The sequence below is a fragment of the Microbacterium sp. NPDC096154 genome (assembly GCF_040302945.1).
GTDB lineage: Bacteria > Actinomycetota > Actinomycetes > Actinomycetales > Microbacteriaceae > Microbacterium.
Map to the genome: position 1 here is coordinate 242,340 of NZ_JBEOSM010000004.1, position 23,795 is coordinate 266,134.

The window sequence follows — 23,795 nt, forward strand, 5'->3', positions numbered from 1 at the left end:
GCACACGCACATTGGTGTGGACTCGGCTAGGCCCCGCGAGTGCACACGCACATTGGTGTGGACTCGGCTAGGCCCCGCGAGTGCACACGCACATTGGTGTGGACTCGTGCGGCTGGCCGGCTGGCCGGCTGGCCGGCTGGCCGGCTGGCGGTGTGCGCAGTCGCGCCGAGCGGCGCGGGCGGGGCGGATCCGGCCGGGATAGGGTGGCGGGACGATGGGGATCTCGCGACGCACCTTCCTCGTCGGCGCCGGAGCGGGCGCCGTCGCCGTGCTGCTCGCGTCCTGCACGGGCGAGACGCCGCCGCCGGGGCCGTCGTCGGGGGCCCCGACGCCGACGACGCCGGCACCCACCCCGAGCGGCGCGCCGGCCGCGACCCCCACCGCCTTCGTGCGCAGCACATGGGGCGCCGACCCGTTCTCGCGCGGGGCGCTGAGCTTCACGCCGCCCGGGGCATCGCCCGACGACCGCGAGACCCTCGCGCGCGACGTCGAGGGGCGCGTGTTCTTCGCGGGCGAGGCGACCGATCCGGATGACCCCGGCACGCTGGGGGGCGCGCTGCGCAGTGGCCGACGCGCGGCCCACGACGTGATCGCGGCGGCCGGCCCGGGCGAGCGGATCGCGGTGGTGGGCGCCGGCATCGCGGGCGCGACGGCCGCCCGGCGCCTCGCCGACGCGGGCCTGGACGTGACGGTGCTCGAGGCGCGCGAGCGCCTCGGCGGCCGCGTGCAGTCGGTCGCGGATGACGCATGGAGCCCGGATGACCCGGGCCGCGTGCGACCACAGCTGGGCGGCTGGCTGCTGACCTCCGACGGCTCCGAGACGGGCCTCGCCGACCGCCTCGACGGCCTCGGCCTCGAGCCCGTCGCGCTGCGCGAGCAGGTCGCGGTGTCACCTGACGGCGCGGTCGATGTGCCGGCCGGCGACCGCGTGCGCGCCGCCGTGGAACAGGCCGCGACCGCGCCGGCCGACGTGTCGCTGGCCGACGCGCTCGCCGAAGCGGGGGCCGACCCGGATGATCCCGCGCTCGCCGCCCTGCTCTCGGCGGTGGCCGCGATGGCCGGTGCCGACGCGGGCGAGCTGTCGAGCTGGTACCCGCCGCAACTGCCGCCGCAGACGGCGGAGGCCATCCTCGGCGACCTGACCCCGCTCGCCGAGGAGCTGCTGGATGGCCTGCAGGTGACGCGCTCCACCGCGGTCGTGGGCGTCGCGTACGACGACACGGGCGTGAGCCTGCGCCTCGGCACGGGCGAGGCGCTCTCGGTCGACCGGGTGGTGCTCACCGTGCCGCTGGGAGTGCTGCAGCAGGAGGGCATCGAGTTCGAGCCGCCCCTGCCGTTCAGCCACCGCGGCGCGATCGCCGCTCTCGGCATGGGTCTGGCCGAGAGCGTGTGGCTGCGGTTCGAGCGGCCGTTCTGGCGCAGCGACGCGGCGATCTGGCACGTGGTCGGCGGCGAGGCGCTCATCCGGACCTGGATCAACCTCGAGCCCGCGACGGGCGAGCCCATCCTCGTCGGCCGCGTGGGCGGCGCGGCCGCCGAGGAGTTCGCCGCGCTCGACGACGCGGCGGCGCAGGAGCGCGCGCTCGCGTCGCTGCAGTACTTCATCCCCGCCGACGACGCCTGAGCCGGCCGGTCGCCCGACCCAGGCTGAGCCGGCCGGCATGCTCGGGCGGTGCGCCGACGTGCCGCCGCCGGGCCCATACCAGCGAGGCCGACACAGCCGCGAAGATGCTCAGCGCCGCGCCGCTCGTCATGAGGAACTCGGGCGGCCCGCTCACCTGCCGCAGGTCGAGGAAGTAGTACGGGTACCAGCCGATCAGCGAGCCGCGCCACATCGTGAACCCGCCCCACAGCAGCGGATAGGCGAGCACGATGGGCACGACCCGTCGCGGCGCGCGGCCGCGGCCGGGGGTGAACAGCCAGTCGAGCACCGCGAGGGCCGGCAGCCAGAAGTGCAGCACCTGGTCCGACCACGGCACGTCGATGCGGATGGCCCGCTCGCCCGCCTGCCACACCAGAAACGCGAACACGATGCCCGCGGTTGCCGTCCAGCTCAGCACGACTGCCTGCGCGGCGGTGATGCGCGGATGGTCGAGCCGGTCGCGCAGCGCGGCGACACCCGCGACGGTCCAGACGATCGCGAACGCCACGTTCGACTGGATCGTGAGGTAGGCGAAGAAGTTCTGGCCGGCGATGGTCTGCGAGCTGAGGCCCCAGAACAGGCGATGGGTCAGCGCGACCGCGCACACCGCGGCCCCTGCCAGGTGCAGCAGGCCGGTCAGCGTGCGGAGCGTGGCCGCATCCATCCTCAACGCGCGGGCGTCCTCCATCCGGGCGCTCGGGCGCGCGCCGTGCGACGAGTCTAGGAAAGCCCGCCGGCCGTCCGCGGCGGCTTGACACGTCGCGCCCGCTGCGGCGCCGCTCCGGCGGGCTCAGCCGCGCTCGGCCTCGAGCACGCGCAGGGCGAGGTGGGTCTCGAGCCGGCGGGGCGAGGCATCCCATCCCGGGCCCAGCAGCGCGCCGATGCGCTCGAGCCTCTGGCGCACGGTGTTGCGGTGCAGATGCAGGATGTCGGCGACGCGCGCGACATTGCCGTCGCTCTCGAGATACACGTACGCGGTGCGCGTGAGGTCGGCGTCCCGCGTGCGGTCGTAGTCGCGCAGCGGATCGATCGCCGCCGTCAGGCTCTGCGGCAGCTCACCACGGCCGGCGAGATCGAGCAGCGCGCCCAGCAGGCCCAGCTCGGCGCCGTCGAGCACGCCGTCGCGACCGAGGGTCGTGAGGGAACCGAGGGCCAGCTGCGCCCGCCGGTGCGCGTCGCCGAGCTGGCGCACGTCGGCGGTCGGGCCGCCGATGCCGGCGCGCAGCCGCCATCCGCGTGCCGCGAACAGCGTGCGCAGCGACTGCTCCCAGGTGGGATCGGCCGTCACGAGGCACACGTGATCGTGATGCGTCGCCATCATGACCGACCGCGTGCCGAGCGAGCGCACCGCCTGCAGCCGGCGGCGGCGATCGGCCTCCGGGGCCTCGATCACGACCGACCACAGCGGCTCTCCCGGCTGCAGGCCCCAGCGCTGCAGGCGGCGCTCGAGGCGCTCGCGCGGCACATCGGTGCGCTCCAGCAGGTCGTCGAGAACCTGCGACTGCAGGCGCAGGTCGGCGTCCTCCTCGGCGCGCGCGAACAGCAGCGCCAGCGAGACGTGCACGGCCACCCGCTCGAGCAGCGCGAGCGCGGGAGCGTCCAGCGTGCGCGCGGAGGCGAGCAGCCCCAGGCGCTCGCCGGCCGCCGTGACCGCGACGGTCGAACCCGGCTCGGCCGGAGGGCCGTGGGACGTGGTCGCCGTGAGCACCGCGCCGTCCGGATCGCGCAGCCACAGGTCGCAGGCCAGCACGCTCTGCCCGATGGCCAGGATGCGCCCGACGTCGGGCGTCACCATGACCGCGTCCATGAGGCGGTCGTCGAGCTCGAGGACCTGCGTGATGAGCGCGAGCTCGGCCGCGCTGCGCTGCTGCTGCCGCACGAGGTCCTCGGCCAGGCGCCCCGCCGCCTCGAAGCGCATCGAGTTGTCGAGCGCCACGGCCGCGATCTTGCCGAGCGAGTCGACCAGCGCGATCTCCTGGGGCGTGAACGAGCGAGGGTGACGCTCTGCGACGACCAGTGCGCCCATCACGCGCCCCGCCACCGTCAGCGGCACGCCCATGATCGACCGCACCCCCTCGGCCCGCACGATCTCGTCGATCTCGGGCACGTGCACGAGCGCCTCGTCGCGCAGGTAGTCGGAGGAGTGGAACGGCGCCAGCCCGCGCGCCACCTCGCCGAGCACTCCGGTCCCGAGCGGCTGCTGCAGCGTGCGGTACGCGTGGGTCGCCACGCCCTCGCTGTGCCGGATGGCCGTGACGCCGGCCTCGACGTCGGTCAGCGCGAGATAGGCCATGTCGGTCGCGACGATCGCGCGCGTGCGCCGCACGATGGCCTGCAGCACGGCCTCGACGTCGCGCAGCGCCGTGATGTCGGTCGCGGTGTCGAGCAGCACGCGCAGCAGCTCCTCGCGTGAGCGCTGCGCGTCGGGGGTCGGGGCGGACTCGGGCGTCGGCTCGTCGACCGTCGACGCGGGCTCGGGTGTGTGCGCCATGTCCATATTCAGCCACATCCAATGGCGCGTCGCACGTCGATGCTGCCCGCATGAGTGAATAGCGTCGGAGACCGACGCGGAGGAGGCGACCCATGCGGATCACGGGAGCGGTGCTCGAGGCGATCGGTCGCGAGCGCCCGTATGCGCAGTCGAAGCCGATCAGCGTCGCGGAGCTCGAACTCGACGCACCCGGGCCGACCGAGGTGCTGGTGCGCATCGAGGCCGCGGGCGTGTGCCACTCCGATCTCTCGGTCGTCGATGGCAACCGGGAGCGTCCGACGCCCATGGTGCTCGGCCACGAGGCCGCCGGCATCGTCGTGGCGACAGGGGCCGACGTGCACGATCTCAAGCCGGACCAGCGCGTGGTCATGGCGTTCCTGCCGCGCTGCGAGAGCTGCGAAGGATGCGCCACGGGCGGGCGGCTGCCCTGCGCCGAGGGCACGAAGTCGAACACCGCCGGCACCCTGCTGCACGGCGGTCGCCGCCTGTCGCGCGGCGGTGAGCAGCTGTTCCATCACCTGGGTGTCTCGGGCTTCGCGACCCACGCGGTCGTCGACCGGGCGTCGGTCGTCCCGATCGGGTCCGATGTGCCGGCCGAGGTCGCGGCGGTGCTGGGCTGCGCCGTGCTCACGGGCGGTGGGGCGCTGCTCAACGCCGTGCAGCCCGGGCCGGGTGACACGGTCATGATCGTGGGGCTGGGCGGTGTCGGGATGTCGGCCCTCATCTCCGCCGTGGCGGACGGGCGGGCGCACGTGGTCGCCGTGGACGGCCGCCCCGAGAAGCTGGCGCTCGCGCGGGAGCTGGGCGCGCAGGCGGCCTACACGCCGGCCGAGGTCGCTCAGCAGGGCATCCGGACGGATCACGCGCTCGAGTGCGCGGGACATGGCGGCGCCTTCGAGACCGCCTTCCAGGCCACGAAGCCCGGAGGCCGCACCGTGACCGTGGGGCTGCCCGCGCCCGACGCCCGCGCCGCCATCTCGCCCCTGACCATCACGGGCGAGGCCCGCACGATCATCGGCAGCTACCTCGGCTCGGCGGTGCCGGCTCGCGACATCCCGCGGTTCGCCGACTGGTGGCGCGCGGGGCGCCTCCCCGTGGAGCGGCTCATCACCCGTCGCATCCGGCTGCACGAGATCAACGAGGCGATGGACGATCTCGCGGACGGGCGCGCGGTGCGGCAGGTGATGGTCTTCGACGGTGACTGAGCATCGGCGTCCGCCGTGCGGCGCGGCGTGATGCGGAATCCGCGAGCCGATCAGACGCGGCGCCAGTCGTCGCTCTCGAGGCTCGCGCCCGCCATGGGGCCCATCTGCAGCATGCCGCCGTCCACGGGCCAGCTGGCACCCGTGACGTAGGACGCGGCGGGCGAGCACAGGAACGCGATGACGGCGGCGACCTCCTCGGGCACGCCGGGACGGCGCAGCGGGATGCCGGGGCGCGCGGTCTGCTCGGCCTCGCTCGGGTCGATGCCCGTCATGGGCGTCGCGATCAGGCCCGGCGCCACCGCGTTGACCGTGATGCCGTGCTCGGCCAGCTCGATCGCCATGGTCTTGAGCAGGCCGCCCAGGCCGTGCTTGGCGGCGTCATAGGCGGCGGATCCGACTTTCGGCTGGTGCTCGTGCACGCTCGTGACGCCGACGATCCGGCCCCCTCTCCCGGCCGCGACCATGCGCTGGGCGGCACGCTGCATGACCACGAAGGCGCCCTCGAGGTCGGTGCTGACGACGCGGCGCCAGCCCTCGAGGTCGACGTCGAGGAACGGAACGCTCTCGCCCGTGCCGGCGTTGTTCACGAAGACGTCGACGCCGCCGAGATCGTCGGCGAGCCGGTCGATCACGTCGCCGCAGGCGGGGATGTCGGTCACGTCGAGATGCGAGACGACCGCGCGTCGGCCCTCGGCCTCGACGAGCCGCGCCGTCTCGCGGGCGCCCTCCTCGTCGCTGTGCCACGTGACGCCCACATTGAGCCCCGCCCGGGCGAGCGCCACGGCGGTGGCCCGGCCCATGCCCGAGTCGGATGCGGTCACGATCGCGGTGGTCGGCCGGAAGCTCATCGGTTCGGTGCTCATGGCGCCGATTCCACCTCGGCGCAAGGCCGCACGGAACGGCCTTGACAGGCGGCATCCACGACACCACGCAGGAGACTGCGGCCATCCGGGGTGTCCTCTGCGCGTGTCGACGGGGGCATCCTGCGTTGTGTCGGGGCGACGCGACGCGGTAGTGTATCCGCAGACCGAACATCCGTTCGCATAGCGAACACATGGAACCAGCGAGGAGGCCGGATGATCGACAAGACCGTCGCGAGCGTCGAGGACGCCGTGGCCGGGATCGAGGACGGCTCGACGATCATGATCGGCGGCTTCGGCCGCGCCGGTCAGCCCGTCGAGCTGATCGATGCGCTCATCGCCCACGGGGCGAGCGACCTGACCATCGTCAACAACAACGCCGGCAACGGCGACACGGGCCTGGCCGCGCTGCTCGCGGCGAAGCGCGTGCGCAAGATCATCTGCTCGTTCCCCCGCCAGAGCGACTCGTGGGTGTTCGACGGCCTCTACCGCGCGGGCGAGATCGAGCTCGAGCTCGTGCCGCAGGGCAACCTGGCCGAGCGCATCCGCGCCGCCGGCGCCGGCATCGGCGCGTTCTTCTCGCCCACGGGCGTCGGCACGCAGCTGGCCGAGGGCAAGGAGGAGCGCGAGATCGACGGACGTCGCTACGTGCTCGAGTACCCGATCAAGGCCGACTTCGCGCTGGTCAGCGCCCTCAAGGCCGACCGCTGGGGCAACCTGGTGTACCGCGAGACGGCGCGCAACTTCGGGCCCATCATGGCCACGGCCGCCGCGACCACGATCGTCCAGGTCGACGAGACGGTCGAGCTCGGCGCCATCGACCCCGAGACGGTCGTGACGCCCGGTATCTTCGTCGACCGCGTCGTGGCCGTCGGCCCGCGCCGCTGGCTGCAGGACGGCGCGTTCGTCGGCGGCGTCGACATCGAGGGCCGCCCGCTTCAGGAGGTACAGGCATGAGCACGACCATCACGCGCAACGATCTCGCCAAGCGCATCGCCGCCGACATCCCCGAGGGTGCGTACGTCAACCTCGGCATCGGCGCCCCGACGCTGGTCGCCAACTTCCTTCCGGCCGACCAGGAGATCATCCTGCACACCGAGAACGGCCTGCTCGGCATGGGAGAGGCCCCCGCGCCCGACCGCATCGACCCGGATCTGATCAACGCCGGCAAGCAGCCCGTCACCGCCCAGCCGGGAGCGGCCTACTTCCACCACGCCGACTCGTTCGCGATGATGCGCGGCGGCCACCTCGACGTGTGCGTGCTGGGCGCCTTCCAGGTGTCGCAGACCGGCGACCTCGCCAACTGGTCGACCGGCGCGCCCGGCGCGATCCCGGCCGTGGGCGGCGCCATGGACCTCGCGATCGGCGCCAAGTCGGTCTACGTCATGACCGACCTGCTCACCAAGCAGGGCGAGTCGAAGCTCGTGGCGGCATGCACGTACCCGCTGACGGGTGTGGGATGCGTCACGCGCGTCTACACGGATCACGCGGTGTTCGACGTGACCGACGCCGGCTTCCGCGTGCGCGAGCTGTTCGGCGACAACACCATCGAGGGGCTCGAAGAGCTCACGGGCCTGAACCTCAAGGAGAACTGACATGACCTCGACGTTCGTCTACGACGCCGTCCGCACCCCGTTCGGCAAGGCCGCCGGCGCGCTCTCGGGCGTGCGGCCCGACGACCTCGCCGCCGTCGTCATGAAGGCGGTGGTCGAGCGCACCGGCCTCGACCCCGCTCTGATCGAGGACGTCGTCTTCGGCGACGCCAACCAGGCCGGCGAGGACAACCGCAATATCGCGCGCATGGGCGCGCTGCTCGCGGGCTTCCCCGTGACGGTGCCCGGCGTCACGGTCAATCGCCTCTGCGGCTCGTCGGTCGAGGCGGTCATCCAGGGCTCGCGCGCGATCGAGGCGGGCGACAACCGCATCGTTCTCACGGGCGGCGTGGAGTCGATGAGCCGTGCTCCGTACATCGTCGAGAAGTCGCCCAAGCCCTTCCCCGCGGTGGGCAACCAGACGCTGTGGAACACGGCCATCGGCTGGCGGATGACCAACAAGGCCCTCCCCGCGGAGTGGACGATCTCCAACGGCGAGAGCGCCGAGAAGCTTGCGGCCATCTACGACATCTCGCGCCACGACCAGGACGCGTTCTCGGTGCGCAGCCACGAGCTCGCCGCCAAGGCGTGGGCCGACGGCATGTACGACGCCGAGATCGTGCAGGTGGAGGGGCACGAGCTGGCGCGCGACGAGGGCATCCGCGACGGCTCCACCGTCGAGAAGCTCGCGGGCCTGAAGGCGCTGTTCGCGAAGGACGGCACCGTGACCGCCGCCAACTCGTCGTCGATCAACGACGGCGCCTCGGCGGTGCTGCTCGGCGCCGAGGGCGCGATCGACGTCGAGCCGCTCGCCCGCATCGCCGGTCGCGGCGTGCATGGCAACGAGCCCGACGTGTTCGGCGTGGCTCCCGTCGAGGCGGCCAACAAGGCCCTCGCTCGCGCGGGCAAGACGTGGGCCGACGTCGACTTCGTCGAGCTCAACGAGGCGTTCGCGTCGCAGAGCCTCGCGTGCATCCGCCAGTGGGACATCGACCCCGAGAAGGTCAACATCCACGGCGGTGCGATCGCGATCGGCCACCCGCTCGGCGCATCCGGCGGCCGCATCATCGGCCACGCCGCGCACGAGCTCAAGCGCCGCGGCGGCGGCGTCGCGGTCGCCACGCTCTGCATCGGCGTGGGCCAGGGGCTCGCGGTCGTGCTGGAGCGCTGAGCGCGTTCTTGTAGCGCGCTGCGCGCGCATCTCGCACGCGTTCGGGCGCCGCTTCGCGGGCCCTCCGAGCGTGAGGCGCTGTCGCTTCGCTCCATCGCGGCAGCGCTTCGCGCTGCGGGTTCGCTTCGCTCGCACAGGGGTGAAGCCGGCAGGCGCGGACTTCGCTTCGGTCGACGCCGGCTTCGCTCGCACAGGGGGCGAGCCGACGGCATCCGAGTGCTGTCCGGTCCGCAACGTGAAAGGCTGAACGGATGACCGACCCATCGCGCGAGCCCGATCAGCGGGAGTACGTGCAGTCGTTCGCGCGCGGGCTGGCGGTCATCCGGGCGTTCGACGCCGATCATCCGCGCCTCACGCTCAGCGAGGTCGCGGCCCGCGCCGAGGTGACGCGGGCCGCGGCGCGGCGCTTCCTGCTCACGCTCCAGCACCTGGGCTACGTGCGCGCGGTCGGGCGCGACTTCGCGCTCACGCCCCGCGTGCTGGAGCTCGGCTTCAGCTATCTGTCGGCCCTGTCGCTGCCGGAGGTGGCGCAGCCGCACCTCGAGCGGCTGTCGCGCGAGGTCGATGAGAGCGTCTCGGCAGCCGTGCTCGACGGCGACGAGATCGTCTACGTGGCGCGCGTCCCCACGCGGCGCATCATGAGCGTCGGCATCACCATCGGCACCCGCTTCCCGGCCCGGCGCACCAGCATGGGGCGTGTGCTGCTCGCGGCGCTGCCGCCCGAGGAGCGGCCGGGTGTCGATCCTCCGTTCGCCGAGGAGCTCGAGCGCGTCGCGGCGCAGGGGTGGGCGATCGTGAACGCGGGCCTGGAACCGGGTCTCCGGTCGGTGGCGGCGCCGCTGCACGGGCGTGACGGGCGCGTGGTGGCCGCCGTGAACATCTCCACCACCGCGACCCGCGTCACGCTCGAGCGGCTGCGCACGCACCACCTCCCGGCGCTGCTGGAGGCGACGCGCGCCATCGACGCCGAGATCCGACACCTGTGACCGCGGCGCCGAGGCGCACCATGACCCGCCTGCCGCACCATGACCCGCCTGCCGCGCCGTGAACCGCCCGCCGCGCCGCAAGCCGCCCGGTGACGGCAGGATGAGCACATGACGCGCGCGCATGGAAGACGCACCCGCGGCGTCACGTGGGCCCGAGCGCTTGCGTTCGCCGCCGCGGTCTACGTCGCGCCGCTCGCGGTCGGCGCCGCGGCGGCTCTGCTGCTCGACCGCACCGGGCTCGCCGCCCCCTCGCTGGTCGGGCTCGCCGCGATCGTCGCCGCTGTCGGCGCGCTCGTGCTCGCGGTGATCGTCCGGCGCCGCACGGTGCTCGACGTGCCGGGCCTCGCCCTTTCGGCCGCCGCCTCGGGCTTCGCGGCCTCGGGCCTTGTCGGGCTGCTGCTTCCGGCCGTCGGGCTCGCGACGTCGGGCGCCTTCGGCGCGGCGCTCGGCGGCCTTGCCTTCTACGGGATGATGGGCCTGCTGTTCGGGCCCATGCTCTACCTCATCGCGGCCGGTCCCATCTGGCTCGCGTCATCCGCCCTCGGCTTCGCGCGCATCATCCTGCCGCGGCACCTCGCAGGGGCACAGGGGCGCACGGGCGGCGTCCTGTTCGCCTTCGCCGGCGTCGTGCTCGCCGCGACGACCATCGGCATGGCGGTCGCGGATGCGGCTCGCGGGTCTCTCGCCGATCGCTGCGCGGCCACGGCGATCGGGCGCTCGCTGCGCGAGCAGCTCGACACGGGCGTGCGCGCGGGCGCGTACGATCCGGCCGGGGAGCTGTCGTGGTTCCCGCTCGGGCTGCGGTGCGAGTGGGAGGTGGCCGGCCAGCGCTACGTGCACGACCCCGACTGGCTCGCCACGCTGTGCGTCGTGTGGGCTCTGGCGCTGCTGGCGCTCGGCATCGCGATGCTCGTGCGGGCGCGCCGGCCCGCGCCCCGCCGGCCGCGGGCGCGCGCCGTGACGGGTCTGGGCGGTCCGGAAGACCCCTGGACGGACTGACGTCGGCCGCAGGCACGGCCGGCCGGGCTCAGGCGCGGTCCGGAAGCGAGGCGTGCTCGGCGTAGTGCGGATGCCGCGGGATCAGCAGGCTGAGCAGGCAGGCCGCGACCGAGGCCGCGGCTCCCAGCCAGAAGCAGACCTCGAAGGCCACGGGCGTGGGCACCGCGACGCCGCCGTAGTCCACCGTGATGGCGGCCAGAACGGCCGCCATCACGGCGGACGCGGTGGCGGTGCCCAGCGAGCGGAACAGCGCGTTGATGCCGTTCGAGGCCCCCGTCTCGTGCGAGGGCACCGAGCGCATGATGAGCATGGGCATCGCTGCGAAGCTGAAGCCCACACCCACGCCGACGATGAGGTTCGCGACGAACAGGTGCCACACCTCCGACGACCACAGCAGCACGAACACGTAGGCGACACCCACCGCCCCCGTGCCGAACGCGAGCATGAACCGCGCACCGAGCCGGCGTTCGAGCCATCCCGACAGGGGCGAGATCAGCATCATGACGAGCCCCGACGGCATCACGACCAGCGCTGTGGCGAACATCGTCAGACCGAGTCCCGAGCCCGACTCGACCGGCAGCTCCAAGAGCTGCGGCATCGTCACGTTCGTGCCGAACAGCGCGAAGCCCATGCCGATCGCCGCGAGGTTCGTGAACAGCACGGCGGGCCGCGCCGCGACCCGCAGATCCAGCAGCGGCTCGGAGGCGCGCAGCTGGTACCAGCCCCACGCCAGCAGGAGCGCGACTCCCGCGATCCCGCAGCCGAGGGTCACCGGCGACAGCCAGCCCCAGTCGCTGCCGCGTGAGATCGCGAGCAGCAGGCCCACGAGGCCGGCCGCCAGCCCCGCGGCGCCGACGTAGTCGAAGCGCCCGGGCGTGCGCAGCACGCTGGGCGGCACGAAGAGCGCGACCAGGACCAGCGCGACGGCGCCCAGAGCCGCCGCCAGCCAGAACAGCACGTGCCAGTCGAGGTGCTCCACGATGAGGGCGCTCACCGGCAGGCCGACGGCGCCGCCGACGCCCATCGTGGCGCTCATCAGCGCCACGGCGGTGCCGAGCCGCGCGGGCGGCAGCACGTCGCGCATGATCGCGATGCCGAGCGGGATGACCCCCGTCGTCGCGCCCTGCAGCGCGCGCCCCAGGATGACTCCGCCGATGCCGCCGGACAGGGCCGCGACCAGCGAGCCGACGCTCAGCGCGACGATGAGCACCAGCACGATGCGCCGCTTGCCGTACATGTCGCCGAGGCGTCCCGAGATCGGGGTGGCGCATGCCGCCACGAGCAGCGTGATCGTGACGACCCAGGCGGTGTCGTTGCGGTCGGCGTTCAGCAGGTGCGGCAGCTCGGCCTGGATCGGCACGACGAGCGTGAACATGTACGCCGAGCAGAGGCCGGTGAAGGCGAGCACCGCGACGGTGAGCCATTTGGGTGTGGAGTGGGTCAGTCCGCGTCTGTCGTCTCTGTCACCCACCTCAGCAGGCTATCGGCGCCCGGGGACTGTGGCGCCGATACATCCGGATTCCCTCCCATGCCGGCATCCGGGCAGACTGATGCCATGCGAACCATCCGCGACCTGGACACCGTCGAACTCATCATCGAGGCGCAGGGGCTGCTCGACTCGCTCCGCCGCTCGGAGCGCACGATCGATGCGGGCACGCTGCGAGCCCTGCAGCAGTCGGGCAACTACGTGGTGGGGCTGTTCGACGGCGACGGGGAGGAGCGGATGGTCGGCGCGTCGATCGCGTTCTTCGGCGTGCCCGGCAAGCGGACGATGCACTCGCACATCACGGCGCTGCTGCCGGAGTACCGCGGCCGCGGCTGGGGCCGCGAGCTCAAGGAGCACCAGCGGCAGTGGGCGTTCTCGCGCGAGGTGGGCAACATCACGTGGACGTTCGACCCGCTCGTCGCCCGCAACGCGCACTTCTTCCTGACGGTGCTCGGCGCCCGCGTCACGGGCTACGCGGTGAACCAGTACGGCATCTTCGGCGGTGGCGACGCGGGAGACGAGAGCGACCGCCTCGACGTCGAGTGGGCGCTCGCCGACATCGCCAAGCCGCCGTCCGACGACGACGTGGTCGAGACGCTCGCCATCCCGCGCGATGTCGAGGCCATGCGCGTCGAAGACCCCGCCGCCGCGCACGAGTGGCGCACCCGGCTGCGCGGACAGATGGCCGAGCTGCTGGGCCAGGGGTTGAAGATCTCGGGCTTCGACGCGTCGCGCGGCTACCTCTTCACCCGGGCCTGACATGCGCGCCGCCCGACCCCGCCGAGCGCACATCCGTCTGCCGGGGCGTGCATCCGCGACGCGGGATCACATCCGCCGGCGTGTGACCTCGCGAGACGCGTGTGACCTCGGAGAGGTGCGATGATCCCGGCCGACTGGATCGCCCACCGCAGGGGCGACCGCGAGCTCGTCGGCTGGATCCGTCCCGAGGGCGACGCGTGGGTGGCGGTGTCGCTGTTCGGCGCGGACGTCAGCGGGCCCCTCGAGTGGGTCGAGGCGGAGGAGGCGCTCGAGGCTCACGGACTCGCGTGGCTCGCCGAACCGTGGATGCTGCACCGTGACCGCGACGCCATCCGCGTGCGCGTCGTGGAGGTGTCGCCCGCGTCGCCTGCCGGCGATCCCGGCCGTGTGGTCGTGAAGACCGAGGACTACGGCGCGATCGACGTGCCGCACGAGCTCATCGAGCTCGGATGGCCACCGCCCGCCGCACTCCGCCCGGCTCGTGCCGACGAGGGCGTCTCGCCGTGGGGCTGACACGGTCGCCATCTCCTCGGGCGATCTCTCGCAGGGTCGAGCCGTGAACCCGCGGATCAGCGTCGTCGTCGCCACGTACCGTCCCGGAGCGGGTCTGGACCGGGTGCTGGCCTCGCTCGACGCGCAGACCCTGCCGGCGCGCGACTTCGAGGTCGTCTTCGTCGACGACGGCTCGCCGGATGCGACGTTCGAGCGTCTGCAGCGGCTCGAGCGCGAGCGCGCCAACGTGCGCGCGGTGCGCATCGAGAACAGCGGCTGGCCGTCGCGGCCGCGCAACGTCGGGATTGAGATGGCGCGCGGCGACTACGTGCTGTTCATGGATCACGACGACGAGCTGTATCCGGATGGCCTCAGGGCGGCGCTCGCACTGGCCGACCGCGCCGGAAGTGACGTGGTCAACGGCAAGGAGTCGCGCACGTCGTCCGCGGCCTGGGGCCTGGCGGTGTTCACGCACGATCGCGCGCACGCGGAGCACGAGACGGCGCCGCACGCGCTCACCCCCATGACCCCGCACAAGCTCTACCGTCGACAGCTGCTGATGGATCACGGCATCCGGTTTCCGGAAGGGGCGCGGCAGTACTACGAAGACCTCTTCTTCAACATCGACGTCGCCGCGCACGCCCGGGTGATCTCGGTGCTCGCCGAGACGCCGTTCTATCACTGGGTGCACACGGGCGACAACAGCTCGCTGGCCTTCGACGCCGATCTGGCGCACCAGTGGGACATCGTGGTGCGGGTCTTCGAGCGCATCCACAGTGCGCTGGGGGACGAGCGGCACGCCGCGACGCGCGACGCGCTGCTCGCGCAGCGGTTCCAGGACTGGGTGCTGGGGTTCTTCGGTCGGGGCTTCGACACTCGCGCTGACGCCGACGTGAGCGTCGTGCTCGGGCGCCTGCCCCGAGTGCTCGACCTCGTACCGCCCCGGCTCGACGCGCGCTTCGACGCCCTGCAGCGGCTGCGCGCCGCGGCCGTGCGCCGCGGCGACGTGCCGGCGCTGCGCGCGCTCGCGGCGGTCGACGCCGACCGCGTGGGGATGACCACGGCGACGGCGCTGCGGTGGCACGACGACGCGCTCGTCGTCGACGCCGAGACGTCGTGGGGCGGACCGCTGGCCGTGACGCGCGAGAACGGGCGCTGGTGGCGCGTCGATCCGGCCGGGACCCGGCAGGATGCCACGGCTGAGCTGGCGGCGGCCACGACGACCGTCGTGCTCGGAAGCGAGGACGATCACGTCGTGTGGCCGTCCCGCACGCAGGCGACGGCGGCCGTGTCGGATGACGGCGAGGTGACGCTCACCTCCCGGTCGCACATCGACGTGGGCCGGGCGGCCGGCGGACGGCCGCTGCCGGCCCACCGCTGGAAGCCCTCGTCGCTCACGCGCCTCGGCGGCATCCACAATCAGCGGCACGTGCGCTACCGTGGGCCGGCGGCGGTGGGCCTCGTTCAGGGGCGCGCGGTCTTCGCCTTCGGCAGCCCCGCCGGCTACCTCTGGCTCGAGATCGGAGAACGCCGGCGCTCCGTCATCGCCGAGGTGGGGCTGGATGTCGAAAGCGCGCGGGTCCGCGGCGGCACGGCATCCGTCCCACTCCGGGGAGTCCACACCCACGGCGTGACGCGACTGCCCGGTGCGGTGCGCTTCACGTCGCTGCCGCCGCGGGGACGCCGTGAGCGCCTGATGCGGCTCGTGGGAGACCTCCTCGGCCGCGTGCCGATCGTGGCCACCCGCGCGCGGCAGCGCGAGCGGGAGTGCGCGATCGTCGGCGACGACCTCGGCGCGCGCTGGGAGCTCACCCTGCCGCGCTGGCCGGGGCGCTATGCCGTCACGGCGATCGCGGAGGGACGCGAGGTCGCGACCGGCGTCGTGGTGGTGCGCTCGCCGAGCGGGGTCGTGCGGCTCACGGCGAGCTCGTCGCGCTGACCGCCGCAGGCAGAACCCCCGCGCGGCGCGCGACTAGGATTGAGGCGCGGCTCCGGCCGCTCCGCGGCGCCGTGACCGGCGCATCCGCGCCCATCCCGATCCCTCCCGACCATTGGAGCCACCGTGGCCGAACCCTCCCGCCTCGACAAGGTCATCAGCCTCGCCCGCCACCGCGGGTTCGTGTTCCAGGCGGGCGAGATCTACGGCGGATCGCGGTCGGCCTGGGACTACGGGCCCCTCGGCACCGAGCTCAAGGAGAACATCCGCCGTCAGTGGTGGCAGACCTTCGTGCGGGGCCGCGGCGACATGGTCGGCCTCGACTCGTCGATCATCCTGCCCTCGAAGGTGTGGGAGGCGTCGGGCCACGTCGCAACGTTCACCGACCCGCTGGTCGAGTGCCTGCAGTGCCACAAGCGCCACCGCGAGGACCACCTGCTCGAGGCGTTCGAGGAGAAGAAGGGCCGCGCGCCCGAGAACGGGATGGCCGACATCGTGTGCCCCGATTGCGGCACGCGCGGCCAGTGGACCGAGCCCAAGTCGTTCTCGGGCCTCGTGAAGACGTACCTCGGCGTGATCGACGACGAGTCGGGCCTGCACTACCTGCGCCCCGAGACGGCGCAGGGCATCTTCGTGAACTTCGCGAACGTGCTCACGGCGTCGCGCAAGAAGCCGCCGTTCGGCGTGGGCCAGGTCGGCAAGGCGTTCCGCAACGAGATCACGCCCGGCAACTTCATCTTCCGCACCCGCGAGTTCGAGCAGATGGAGATCGAGTTCTTCGTGCCGCCCGCCGAGGCCGCGGAGTGGTTCGAGCACTGGGTCGAGGCGTGCTGGAGCTGGTTCATCGATCTGGGCATCGACCCGGCGCACATGCGCAAGCTGGACATCCCTGATGGCGAGCGCGCGCACTACTCGGATCGCACGATCGACGTCGAGTACGACTTCGGCTTCCCGGGCAAGGGCTGGGGCGAGCTGATGGGCATCGCCAACCGCACCGACTTCGACCTGACGAACCACATCAAGGCCTCGGGCAGCAAGCTGGAGTACTTCGACCAGGCCTCGGGCGAGAAGTACGTGCCCTACGTGATCGAGCCGTCGTTCGGCCTCACGCGCTCGATGATGGCGTTCCTGATCGACGCGTACACCGAGGAGGAGGTGCCCAACGCCAAGGGCGGCACCGACACCCGCACGGTGCTGCGCCTCGACCCGCGCCTCGCGCCCGTGAAGGTCGCCGTGCTGCCCCTGTCGCGCAACGAGAAGCTGTCGCCGCTCGCGCGCGAGGTGGCCGACGACCTCCGCGGCACGTGGAACGTCGACTTCGATGACGCGGGAGCGATCGGCCGCCGCTACCGCCGACAGGACGAGATCGGCACGCCGCTGTGCGTCACGATCGACTTCGACTCGCTCGAGGATCGCGCCGTCACCGTGCGCGATCGCGACACCATGGGCCAGGAGCGCGTGCCGCTCGAGGGCCTGCGCGCGTATCTGTCGGAGCGCCTGCGCGGCGCCTGACCATCGCCTCCGCGAAGCCCGCGAGCCCGTCCGACTCGCGGGCTTTCGTCTTCTTTCGTAACCCGAAATGTTGGTGCATCGAGAGTTCGCGGACTCACGGTAGACTGGTATTCAGGGGAGGGGCTTCTGCGTACCGAGAACGGACCGCCATGACTGCCCTCGACCTCACCGCGCCCCTCACCAACCGCGGCCCCCGACTCTCCGACCTCGCCTTCGAGCGCCTCGCCGATGCGATCGTCGACGGCGTGCTCGCCCCCGGCGAGCTGCTGCGCGATCACGTGCTGGCCGAGCAGCTCGGCGTCTCTCGCATGCCGATCCGTGAGGCCCTGCAACGGCTCGAACGCGCGGGCCTCGTCGAGACCGCGGCCAGCCGCTACACCCGCGTCACGGAGTTCTCGCCCGAGCGCATCGCCGCCGGCATCGAGTACGCCGGCTATCTGCACGGCGCCGCCGTCCGGATGGCCACCATCCGGATGACCGCCGATCAGCACGCCCGAGCGGTCGCCCTGCTCGACGAGCTGGTCGCCGCCGATGGTGTCGAGAAGAGCCTCGAAGTGGGCGCGGCCTTCTTCGGCCTGGCGCGGTCGTGCAGCGGCAACGACGTGTTCGAACGCGGCAGCGACCTGTCCTACTTCGTGGCCCGCATCACCCGCGGCATGCCGGAGGACGAGCTGATGCGCCGTATCGCGTGCCAGCGGGAGCGCCTGCGTGACGCCGTGGCATCCCGCGACGCCGATGCCGCCGAGCTCGCGGTCCGGCGGATGCACGGCATCGCCTGACCCGGTCCGGCCCGGGCGCTGGATCCGGCGCTGACGCTCAGGTCTTCGCCTTGGCGGCGGCCTTCGCGGCGCGCTTGTACTCGCGCACCTGGGCGAGCGTCTCGGGGCTCGTGATGTCGGCCACCGAGCGGAACGAGCCCTCCTCTCCGTAGGCTCCCGCCGCCTCGCGCCATCCGGCGCCGTCATAGCCGTACTGCTTGCCGAGCAGCGCGAGGAAGATGCGCGCCTTCTGGTCGCCGAAGCCGGGCAGGGCCTTCAGGCGCTTGAGCACCTCCGTGCCGTCCGGCTCTCCCCGCGTCCAGACCGCCGCGGCGTCGCCGCCCCACTCGTCGACGACCGCCTGGCACAGCGTGCGCACGCGATCGGCCATCGAGCCCGGGAAGCGGTGCACCGCGGGTGACTGCCGGAACGCCTCCGTGAAGGAGTCGGGGTCGTAGCCCGCGATCGTCGCGGCGTCGACCGAGCCGATGCGCTGCCGGATCTTCTCCGGCCCCGTGAACGCCGTCTCCATCGCGATCTGCTGGTCGAGCAGCATCCCGATCAGCAACGCCAGGGGATTGTCGGTCAGCAGGGCGTCGGCCGCCTCGTCGCCGGTGATTCGCAGAGCCATGGATCCATCTTTTCAGAGGGGCCCGCCCGGGAGATCACACCCGTCGCGCGAGATCACATCCCGATGGATGAGATGCCGCCGGACGGATGGGATGTCGCCGTCAGAAGGTCGCGATCGCGCCGGTGACCGGGCAGGATGCCGCCTCGGGCGCCTCGGCCTCCCCGGGCGCCTCCGCGTCGACCGGGACGACGGCCGGGCGGGCGTCGATGCCGAAGAGCGTCTCGATCGCGGCGAACACCTCGTCGGCGCGGCCCTGCATCGCGTAGTCGGCGGCGCGCACGGTGGGGGTGTGCAGCAGCGTGCCGACCAGGTGGCGCAGTGCCGCCTCGGCCTCGGGCCTGCGGCCGATCTCGGCCTCGAGCAGGTCGAACACGTGCTCGCGCAGCGCGACGATCGCCGGCTGCGCACTGCGGCCGCGCGCGACCTCGGCGAAGCGGGTCGCGGCATCCTTCACCATGGCCCGGGCCGCGTCGGTGGCCTGCAGCTCCTCGAGCGGGGCGTGCAGGCGGATGGTCTCGAGGTCGAGCAGCGTCACCCCGTGCACGTCGCCCACCGCGCGGTCGACGTTGCGAGGCATGCCGAGGTCGATCACGAACAGCGGCTTCGCCAGCCCCTCGATCGTGGCGGGCGTCACGACCGGTTCGTCGCTGGTCGTGCAGGTGATGACGATGTCGCTGCGGATGGCGGTCTCGACGAGGGCGGCGCGCGTGGTGTGGGCGATGCCGTACTTCGCGCCGAACTTGGCGCCGCGTCCCGAGGGCGAGAACACCGTGATGTCGGTGACACCGCGGTCGCGCAGCGCGGCGATCGTGGCCGCGGCGTACATGCCGGTGCCCACCAGCAGCACCTTCTGGGCCGTCCAGTCGGCCAGGCGGCTGTCGGTCAGCTCCAGCGCGAGGCGCACGAGCGAACGGCCCGCGCGGCCGAGCGCGGTGGCGTTCTTGATGGCCTTCTGCGTCTCGGTGGCGCGCTGGAACATCCGCTCCAGGTCGCTCGTGGTGGTGCCCTGCTGGCGCGCCTCGGTCAGCGCGCGGCGCACCTGACCGCCGATCTCGCCCTCGCCGATCACGACCGACTCGAGCCCCGCGGCGACCGCGAACAGGTGCTCGGCGGCCTTGGCGCCGGTCTTGACCGAGTAGGCGCCCGCGAACTCCTCGGGGGCGAGCCCGGATGCCGCGCGCATGGCCTCGGCGATGAGCTCGGCGCTGTCATCGCGCTCGGTCTCGACATACGCCTCGACCCGGTTGCACGTCGACAGCACGACCACGCCGTCGACGGCCGGGGCGATCAGCGGCGCGATCTTGTCGGCGCCGGGGGTGGACAGCTGCTCGAGAACGTCGAAGGGCGCGGTCTTATGACTCGCGGTGACACAGAGCAGCACGTCTCGATTCTACGCGCCGTCGAAGCGCGGGGCTGAACCCCGCCTGGATGTGGGACCGGATGCTTCGACGTCGAGAGACGTCGCCGATGTCGTGCCCAGCGGATACGGGGGCGTGAGCGAAGATAATGAGGCCATGCCCCATGCCGACGCGCCCCTGCTGCGAGCCCTCCGGGGCGATCGCCCCGACACCGCCCCGATCTGGTTCATGCGCCAGGCGGGACGCTCGCTTCCCGAGTACCGGGAGCTGCGTGTCGGCACCCGCATGCTCGACGCCTGCCTGACCCCTGACCTCGCCGCCGAGATCACGCTGCAGCCCGTGCGGCGCCACGGCGTGGACGCGGGCATCTTCTTCAGCGACATCGTGGTGCCGCTGCGCCTGGCGGGCGTCGAGGTCGAGATCGAGCCGGGGAGAGGGCCGGTGTTCGCGTCGCCCGTGCGCAGCGCCGCCGACGTGGCCCGCGTGACCTCCATCGACCCGGCCGAGGTGGCCGCGGCCGCCGACCCGGTGCGCGAGGCCGTGAAGCTGACCGTGGCCGAGCTCGACCAGACCGGCACCCCGCTCATCGGCTTCGCCGGGGCCCCCTTCACCCTCGCCGCCTACCTGGTCGAGGGGGGACCGTCGAAGGAGCACCTGCGCGCCCGCGCCATGATGCAGGCCGACCCCGGCTCGTGGCACCGGCTCGCCGGATGGCTCTCGGCGGTGTCCCGCGCGTTCCTGGAAGCGCAGATCGAGGCCGGCGCGTCGGCCGTGCAGCTGTTCGACTCGTGGGCGGGCTCGCTGCGCCCGGATGTCTTCCGGGAGTTCGTCGCGCCCCATTCGAAGGCGGCGGTCACGGACCTGCCGGTGCCCGTCATCCACTTCGGCGTGGGCACCGGGCCGTTCCTCGGCGACATGCGGCTCGACGGCGTGGCCGCGGCCGTGGGCGTCGACTGGCGCCTGCCGCTCGACGAGGCCGCGGCGCTGGTGGGCCCGGACACGACGCTGCAGGGCAACATCGACCCGGCGCTGCTCGGCGCGCCCTGGGAGATCCTCGAGGCGCACGTGCGCGACGTGATGGCCCGCGGTCGCGAGGCCCGCGCGCACATCGTCAACCTCGGGCACGGCGTGCCGCCCGAGACCGACCCGGCGGTGCTGACGCGCATCGTCGAGCTCGCGCACGCGCTCTAGGAGACCGGATGTCCGTCGACGCGCCGCTCGGAAAGCTCTACGACCGCGCCCACGCAAACCACGCGGTCGTGGTCGGCGGCGGCATCGCCGGCCTCGTCGCCGCGCGGGAGTTCGCCAAGGTCGGGATGCGCGTGACCGTGCTCGAGGCGCGCGACCGCGTGGGCGGGGCCATCCGGTCGGGCGAGGTGGCGGGCATCCCGCTCGACCTCGGCGCAGAGAGCTTCGCGACCCGCGGCGGGCACGTGCGCCGGCTGGTCGACGAGCTCGGTCTCGGCGCGGCGGTGGTGCAGCCGAACGGCGGGGGCGCGTGGCTCGCGGGACTTCCCCGCGGCGGGGCCGCCCCGCTGCCGAAGGGGGGAGTGCTGGGCATCCCGGCCAACCCCTTCGCCGACGACGTGCGCGCCGTCATCGGATGGCCGGGCGCCTGGCGCGCCTACCTCGATCGGCTGCGCCCCCCGCTGACCATCGGCCACGAGCACAGCCTGGGCCGCCTTGTGCGCTCGCGCCTCGGGCGCGCGGTGCTCGAGCGCCTCGTCGCCCCCGTGACCACGGGCGTCTACTCGGCGCATCCCGACGACATCGATGTGGACGTCGCGGCGCCGGGCCTGAACGCGGCCCTCACGCGGGCCGGGTCGCTCACCGGCGCGGTCGCCGAGCTGGCGGCGCCGCGGCAGGGCAAGGCGCCCGGCGCCGCGGTGCTCGGGATCGACGGGGGCATGGGGCGGCTGGTGGACGCGCTCGCGGCCGACCTCGCCACGGCGGATGTCGTGATCCGCACCGGCACGCCGGTCGCCGCGCTGCGGCGCCCGGGCTCGGCCTGGGAGGTCGAGATCGCGGTCGACGACGCCGAGCCGGTCGAGGCCGATGTCGTGGTGGTCGCAGCCGAGGAGGCCGCAGCCCGCCGCCTGCTGGCGCCGCACGTGCCGGGCTTGACGGACGAGCCGGCCCGGCCCGGCCCGGCCGTGCACATCGTGACGCTCGTGCTGGACGCGCCCCAGCTCGATGCCTGTCCGCGCGGAACCGGCGTGCTGACGGTGCCGGGCAGCTTCCGGGCCAAGGCGCTGACGCACGCGACGGCGAAGTGGCAGTGGGTCGCGCAGCGCGCCGGCGCCCATCACGTGGTGCGGGTGTCGTTCGGTTCGCAGGGCGAGGCGCCCGTGACCGAGGGGCTCGACGACGAGAAGATCGCCGCGCTCGCGCTGGAGGAGGCCGGCGCCATGCTGGGCGTGCCGCTCGCCACCGCACAGCTGCGGGGCTTCGCGATCGAGCGCTTCGCGCAGTCGCAGCCCGCGGCGACCATCGGGCTGCGCGCCGAGACCGACCGCACGCGCGAGGCCATCCGGGGCACCGCCGCTCTCGGCGTCGTCGGGGCGTGGCTCGCGGGCACGGGCCTCGCGCAGGTCGTGCCGGATGCCGTGGCCGAGGCCGACCGCCTCCGTCGCGGCGTGCTGTTCGACTGAGGCGCGGCGGCTCTAGCGGGTCGCAGTGCCCACCGCAAGCGGATGCCCAGAAGGGCATACGGCGATAGCCTGTGGAGGGACGCAGGCAGAACGAGCCACCGGGTCCGCGCGCGGCGCGGCCCTCCGAACGACGTGAGGAGACACCCATGAGGGGCAAGTTGGGACTCGTGATCGGCCTCGGTGCGGGCTACGTGCTCGGCACGCGAGCGGGTCGTGGACGGTACGAGCAGATCAAGACCCAGGCCCTGAAGGTCTGGAACCTCGACCCCGTGCAGGAGCAGGTCGGCAAGGCCAAGAAGTTCGCGACGTCGAGCGCCATGGCGCTGCCGCGGGCGGCCTGGAACGGCGCCATGGGCGTCGCGAAGGCGGCCACGAAGCAGGGGACGCCCGGCAGCAAGCTGGATGCCGCGATCGACGCGACGAAGGACGCGGCGGAGGACGTCAAGAAGGCGACCGACGACGAGACCTCGAAGGCGGCTGGCGCGAAATGACGATGCAGCCGCCTCGCCGCGGCGGGGCTTCGGCGGTGCGGGACCGCGCCGACGACGGGCTGTTCACGCTCGTCGGCGACGTGCCCCAGCTGGTGAAGAACCTGATCGTCGCGGAGTTCAACGCCATCAAGGGCTGGCTCGTCAAGACGGCCAAGGACGCGGGCATCGGCACGGGCCTGATGTTCGTGGCGCTGTTCTTCATCGCCTGGGTCGTGCCGGTGTTCCTGACGTTCCTGATCGCGCTGCTGTCGCTGTGGCTTCCGGTCTGGGCCGCGGCGCTCATCGTCATGGGGGTGGGCATCGTGCTCGCGATCGCCGCCGGATTCGCGGGCTATGTCTTCTACCGCCGCATCGGCCAGCGCGAGAGCCCTCTGACGGCCGCGAAGACCGACGTGGAGATCGTGAAGGAGGCCGCCAGTGAGTACTGAGACCCTGCGCTACACCAGCCAGACGCCCCGCACGGTCGTGCCGAGCGGCATCACCGACCCCGTCGAGCGCGCTCGCGCCGAGCTGGCGGCGGCGCTCGCGGCGATCGAGTACAAGGCCAATCTGCCGGCGCGCGCCTCCGAGAAGATCGAGGCGGGGGCGGTCAAGGCCCGGGCGTTCGCCCGACGGCAGCCCGTCGCGGCGATCGCCGCGGCGGCCGGCGTGGCCGTGGCCGTCGGCACCGCCATGTGGGGGATCGCGCGGCTCATCGCCCGCTGACCCCTCGCTCTCACGGCCCCGAGGCGCCCTTCCCGATGGATGGGCGCCTCGGGCGTTTCGGTAGCCAGTC

The 23,795-nt window shown here is 73.0% G+C and carries 23 protein-coding genes; 17 read left to right on the forward strand and 6 right to left on the reverse strand.

Annotation, left to right across the window (positions count from 1 at the left end; all coding sequences use genetic code 11):
* The first annotated feature begins 214 nt into the window (after positions 1-214).
* A complete protein-coding gene (locus tag ABTW64_RS07690) occupies positions 215-1,624 on the forward strand; it encodes a flavin monoamine oxidase family protein (RefSeq protein WP_350620959.1) in 1,410 nt (469 codons plus the stop codon).
* Here ABTW64_RS07690 and ABTW64_RS07695 read toward each other — a convergent pair.
* Together ABTW64_RS07695 and ABTW64_RS07700 are read right to left on the reverse strand one after the other, a co-directional pair.
* Entirely contained in the window at positions 1,602-2,330 is a 729-nt protein-coding gene (locus tag ABTW64_RS07695) for a Pr6Pr family membrane protein (protein WP_350620961.1), read from the reverse strand. The genes ABTW64_RS07690 and ABTW64_RS07695 overlap by 23 nt on opposite strands.
* A 102-nt stretch (positions 2,331-2,432) precedes the next feature.
* On the reverse strand, positions 2,433-4,133 hold the full coding sequence (locus ABTW64_RS07700) for a helix-turn-helix domain-containing protein (protein ID WP_350620963.1): 1,701 nt from the start codon (positions 4,131-4,133) through the stop codon (positions 2,433-2,435).
* 92 nt (positions 4,134-4,225) lie between these two features.
* On the opposite strand from ABTW64_RS07700, the gene ABTW64_RS07705 reads away from it, so the two are divergent.
* Positions 4,226-5,338: an alcohol dehydrogenase catalytic domain-containing protein gene (locus tag ABTW64_RS07705; protein WP_350620965.1), complete on the forward strand. Its 1,113-nt coding sequence runs from the start codon at positions 4,226-4,228 to the stop codon at positions 5,336-5,338.
* Between the two features lie 50 nt (positions 5,339-5,388).
* Here the strand turns inward: ABTW64_RS07705 and ABTW64_RS07710 are convergent, their stop codons facing one another.
* Positions 5,389-6,201 (reverse strand): SDR family oxidoreductase, encoded by an 813-nt coding sequence (locus ABTW64_RS07710; RefSeq protein WP_350620967.1) that lies wholly within the window; start codon positions 6,199-6,201, stop codon positions 5,389-5,391.
* Positions 6,202-6,414: 213 nt separating this feature from the next.
* Here ABTW64_RS07710 and ABTW64_RS07715 point away from each other — a divergent pair, with 213 nt between their 5' ends.
* The 5 genes from ABTW64_RS07715 (at position 6,415) to ABTW64_RS07735 (ending at position 10,946) form a co-directional block, all read left to right on the forward strand.
* Positions 6,415-7,155, forward strand: coding sequence for a 3-oxoacid CoA-transferase subunit A (locus ABTW64_RS07715; protein WP_350620969.1), 741 nt, complete (start codon positions 6,415-6,417; stop codon positions 7,153-7,155).
* The gene (locus ABTW64_RS07720; RefSeq protein WP_350620971.1) at positions 7,152-7,793 is read left to right on the forward strand and encodes a 3-oxoacid CoA-transferase subunit B; all 642 of its coding nucleotides are present in this window, start codon (positions 7,152-7,154) and stop codon (positions 7,791-7,793) included. The genes ABTW64_RS07715 and ABTW64_RS07720 overlap by 4 nt, the downstream gene beginning before the upstream one ends.
* Before the next feature lies 1 nt (position 7,794).
* The gene (locus ABTW64_RS07725; protein WP_350620973.1) at positions 7,795-8,961 is read left to right on the forward strand and encodes a thiolase family protein; all 1,167 of its coding nucleotides are present in this window, start codon (positions 7,795-7,797) and stop codon (positions 8,959-8,961) included.
* A gap of 251 nt (positions 8,962-9,212) precedes the next feature.
* Positions 9,213-9,947, forward strand: a complete 735-nt coding sequence (locus tag ABTW64_RS07730; RefSeq protein WP_350620975.1) for an IclR family transcriptional regulator domain-containing protein — start codon at positions 9,213-9,215, stop codon at positions 9,945-9,947.
* Between the two features lie 108 nt (positions 9,948-10,055).
* Complete coding sequence (locus ABTW64_RS07735; RefSeq protein WP_350620977.1) at positions 10,056-10,946, forward strand: hypothetical protein; 891 nt, start codon at positions 10,056-10,058, stop codon at positions 10,944-10,946.
* 28 nt (positions 10,947-10,974) lie between these two features.
* Here the strand turns inward: ABTW64_RS07735 and ABTW64_RS07740 are convergent, their stop codons facing one another.
* Positions 10,975-12,417: an MFS transporter gene (locus ABTW64_RS07740; protein WP_350620979.1), complete on the reverse strand. Its 1,443-nt coding sequence runs from the start codon at positions 12,415-12,417 to the stop codon at positions 10,975-10,977.
* Between the two features lie 84 nt (positions 12,418-12,501).
* Between ABTW64_RS07740 and ABTW64_RS07745 the strand changes: the two genes are divergently transcribed.
* The 5 genes from ABTW64_RS07745 to ABTW64_RS07765 all read left to right on the forward strand — a co-directional run bounded on the left by ABTW64_RS07745 (position 12,502) and on the right by ABTW64_RS07765 (position 17,910).
* Positions 12,502-13,191 carry a GNAT family N-acetyltransferase gene (locus ABTW64_RS07745; RefSeq protein WP_350620981.1) on the forward strand — a complete coding sequence of 230 codons (690 nt, stop codon included), beginning with the start codon at positions 12,502-12,504 and terminating at the stop codon, positions 13,189-13,191.
* Between the two features lie 120 nt (positions 13,192-13,311).
* Entirely contained in the window at positions 13,312-13,704 is a 393-nt protein-coding gene (locus ABTW64_RS07750) for a hypothetical protein (RefSeq protein ID WP_350620983.1), read from the forward strand.
* A gap of 43 nt (positions 13,705-13,747) precedes the next feature.
* Positions 13,748-15,622, forward strand: a complete 1,875-nt coding sequence (locus ABTW64_RS07755; protein ID WP_350620985.1) for a glycosyltransferase family 2 protein — start codon at positions 13,748-13,750, stop codon at positions 15,620-15,622.
* Positions 15,623-15,745: 123 nt separating this feature from the next.
* Positions 15,746-17,131, forward strand: a complete 1,386-nt coding sequence (locus ABTW64_RS07760; RefSeq protein ID WP_350620987.1) for a glycine--tRNA ligase — start codon at positions 15,746-15,748, stop codon at positions 17,129-17,131.
* 149 nt (positions 17,132-17,280) lie between these two features.
* Positions 17,281-17,910, forward strand: coding sequence for a GntR family transcriptional regulator (locus ABTW64_RS07765; protein ID WP_350620989.1), 630 nt, complete (start codon positions 17,281-17,283; stop codon positions 17,908-17,910).
* A gap of 37 nt (positions 17,911-17,947) precedes the next feature.
* On the opposite strand, the gene ABTW64_RS07770 is transcribed toward ABTW64_RS07765, so the two are convergent.
* Both ABTW64_RS07770 and ABTW64_RS07775 read right to left on the reverse strand, forming a co-directional pair.
* The gene (locus tag ABTW64_RS07770; RefSeq protein WP_350620991.1) at positions 17,948-18,520 is read right to left on the reverse strand and encodes an HhH-GPD-type base excision DNA repair protein; all 573 of its coding nucleotides are present in this window, start codon (positions 18,518-18,520) and stop codon (positions 17,948-17,950) included.
* 100 nt (positions 18,521-18,620) lie between these two features.
* Positions 18,621-19,901, reverse strand: a complete 1,281-nt coding sequence (locus ABTW64_RS07775; protein ID WP_350620993.1) for a glutamyl-tRNA reductase — start codon at positions 19,899-19,901, stop codon at positions 18,621-18,623.
* Between the two features lie 133 nt (positions 19,902-20,034).
* On the opposite strand from ABTW64_RS07775, the gene hemE reads away from it, so the two are divergent.
* The 5 genes from hemE (at position 20,035) to ABTW64_RS07800 (ending at position 23,725) form a co-directional block, all read left to right on the forward strand.
* On the forward strand, positions 20,035-21,069 hold the full coding sequence (gene hemE, locus ABTW64_RS07780) for a uroporphyrinogen decarboxylase (RefSeq protein WP_350620995.1): 1,035 nt from the start codon (positions 20,035-20,037) through the stop codon (positions 21,067-21,069).
* A gap of 8 nt (positions 21,070-21,077) precedes the next feature.
* Positions 21,078-22,529: a protoporphyrinogen oxidase gene (gene hemG / locus ABTW64_RS07785; protein WP_350620997.1), complete on the forward strand. Its 1,452-nt coding sequence runs from the start codon at positions 21,078-21,080 to the stop codon at positions 22,527-22,529.
* A gap of 146 nt (positions 22,530-22,675) precedes the next feature.
* Positions 22,676-23,020: a hypothetical protein gene (locus ABTW64_RS07790; RefSeq protein WP_350620999.1), complete on the forward strand. Its 345-nt coding sequence runs from the start codon at positions 22,676-22,678 to the stop codon at positions 23,018-23,020.
* The gene (locus ABTW64_RS07795) at positions 23,017-23,448 is read left to right on the forward strand and encodes a phage holin family protein (protein WP_350621001.1); all 432 of its coding nucleotides are present in this window, start codon (positions 23,017-23,019) and stop codon (positions 23,446-23,448) included. The genes ABTW64_RS07790 and ABTW64_RS07795 overlap by 4 nt, the downstream gene beginning before the upstream one ends.
* Complete coding sequence (locus tag ABTW64_RS07800) at positions 23,438-23,725, forward strand: hypothetical protein (RefSeq protein ID WP_350621003.1); 288 nt, start codon at positions 23,438-23,440, stop codon at positions 23,723-23,725. Before ABTW64_RS07795 ends, ABTW64_RS07800 begins: the two co-directional genes overlap by 11 nt.
* Positions 23,726-23,795 lie beyond the last annotated feature (70 nt).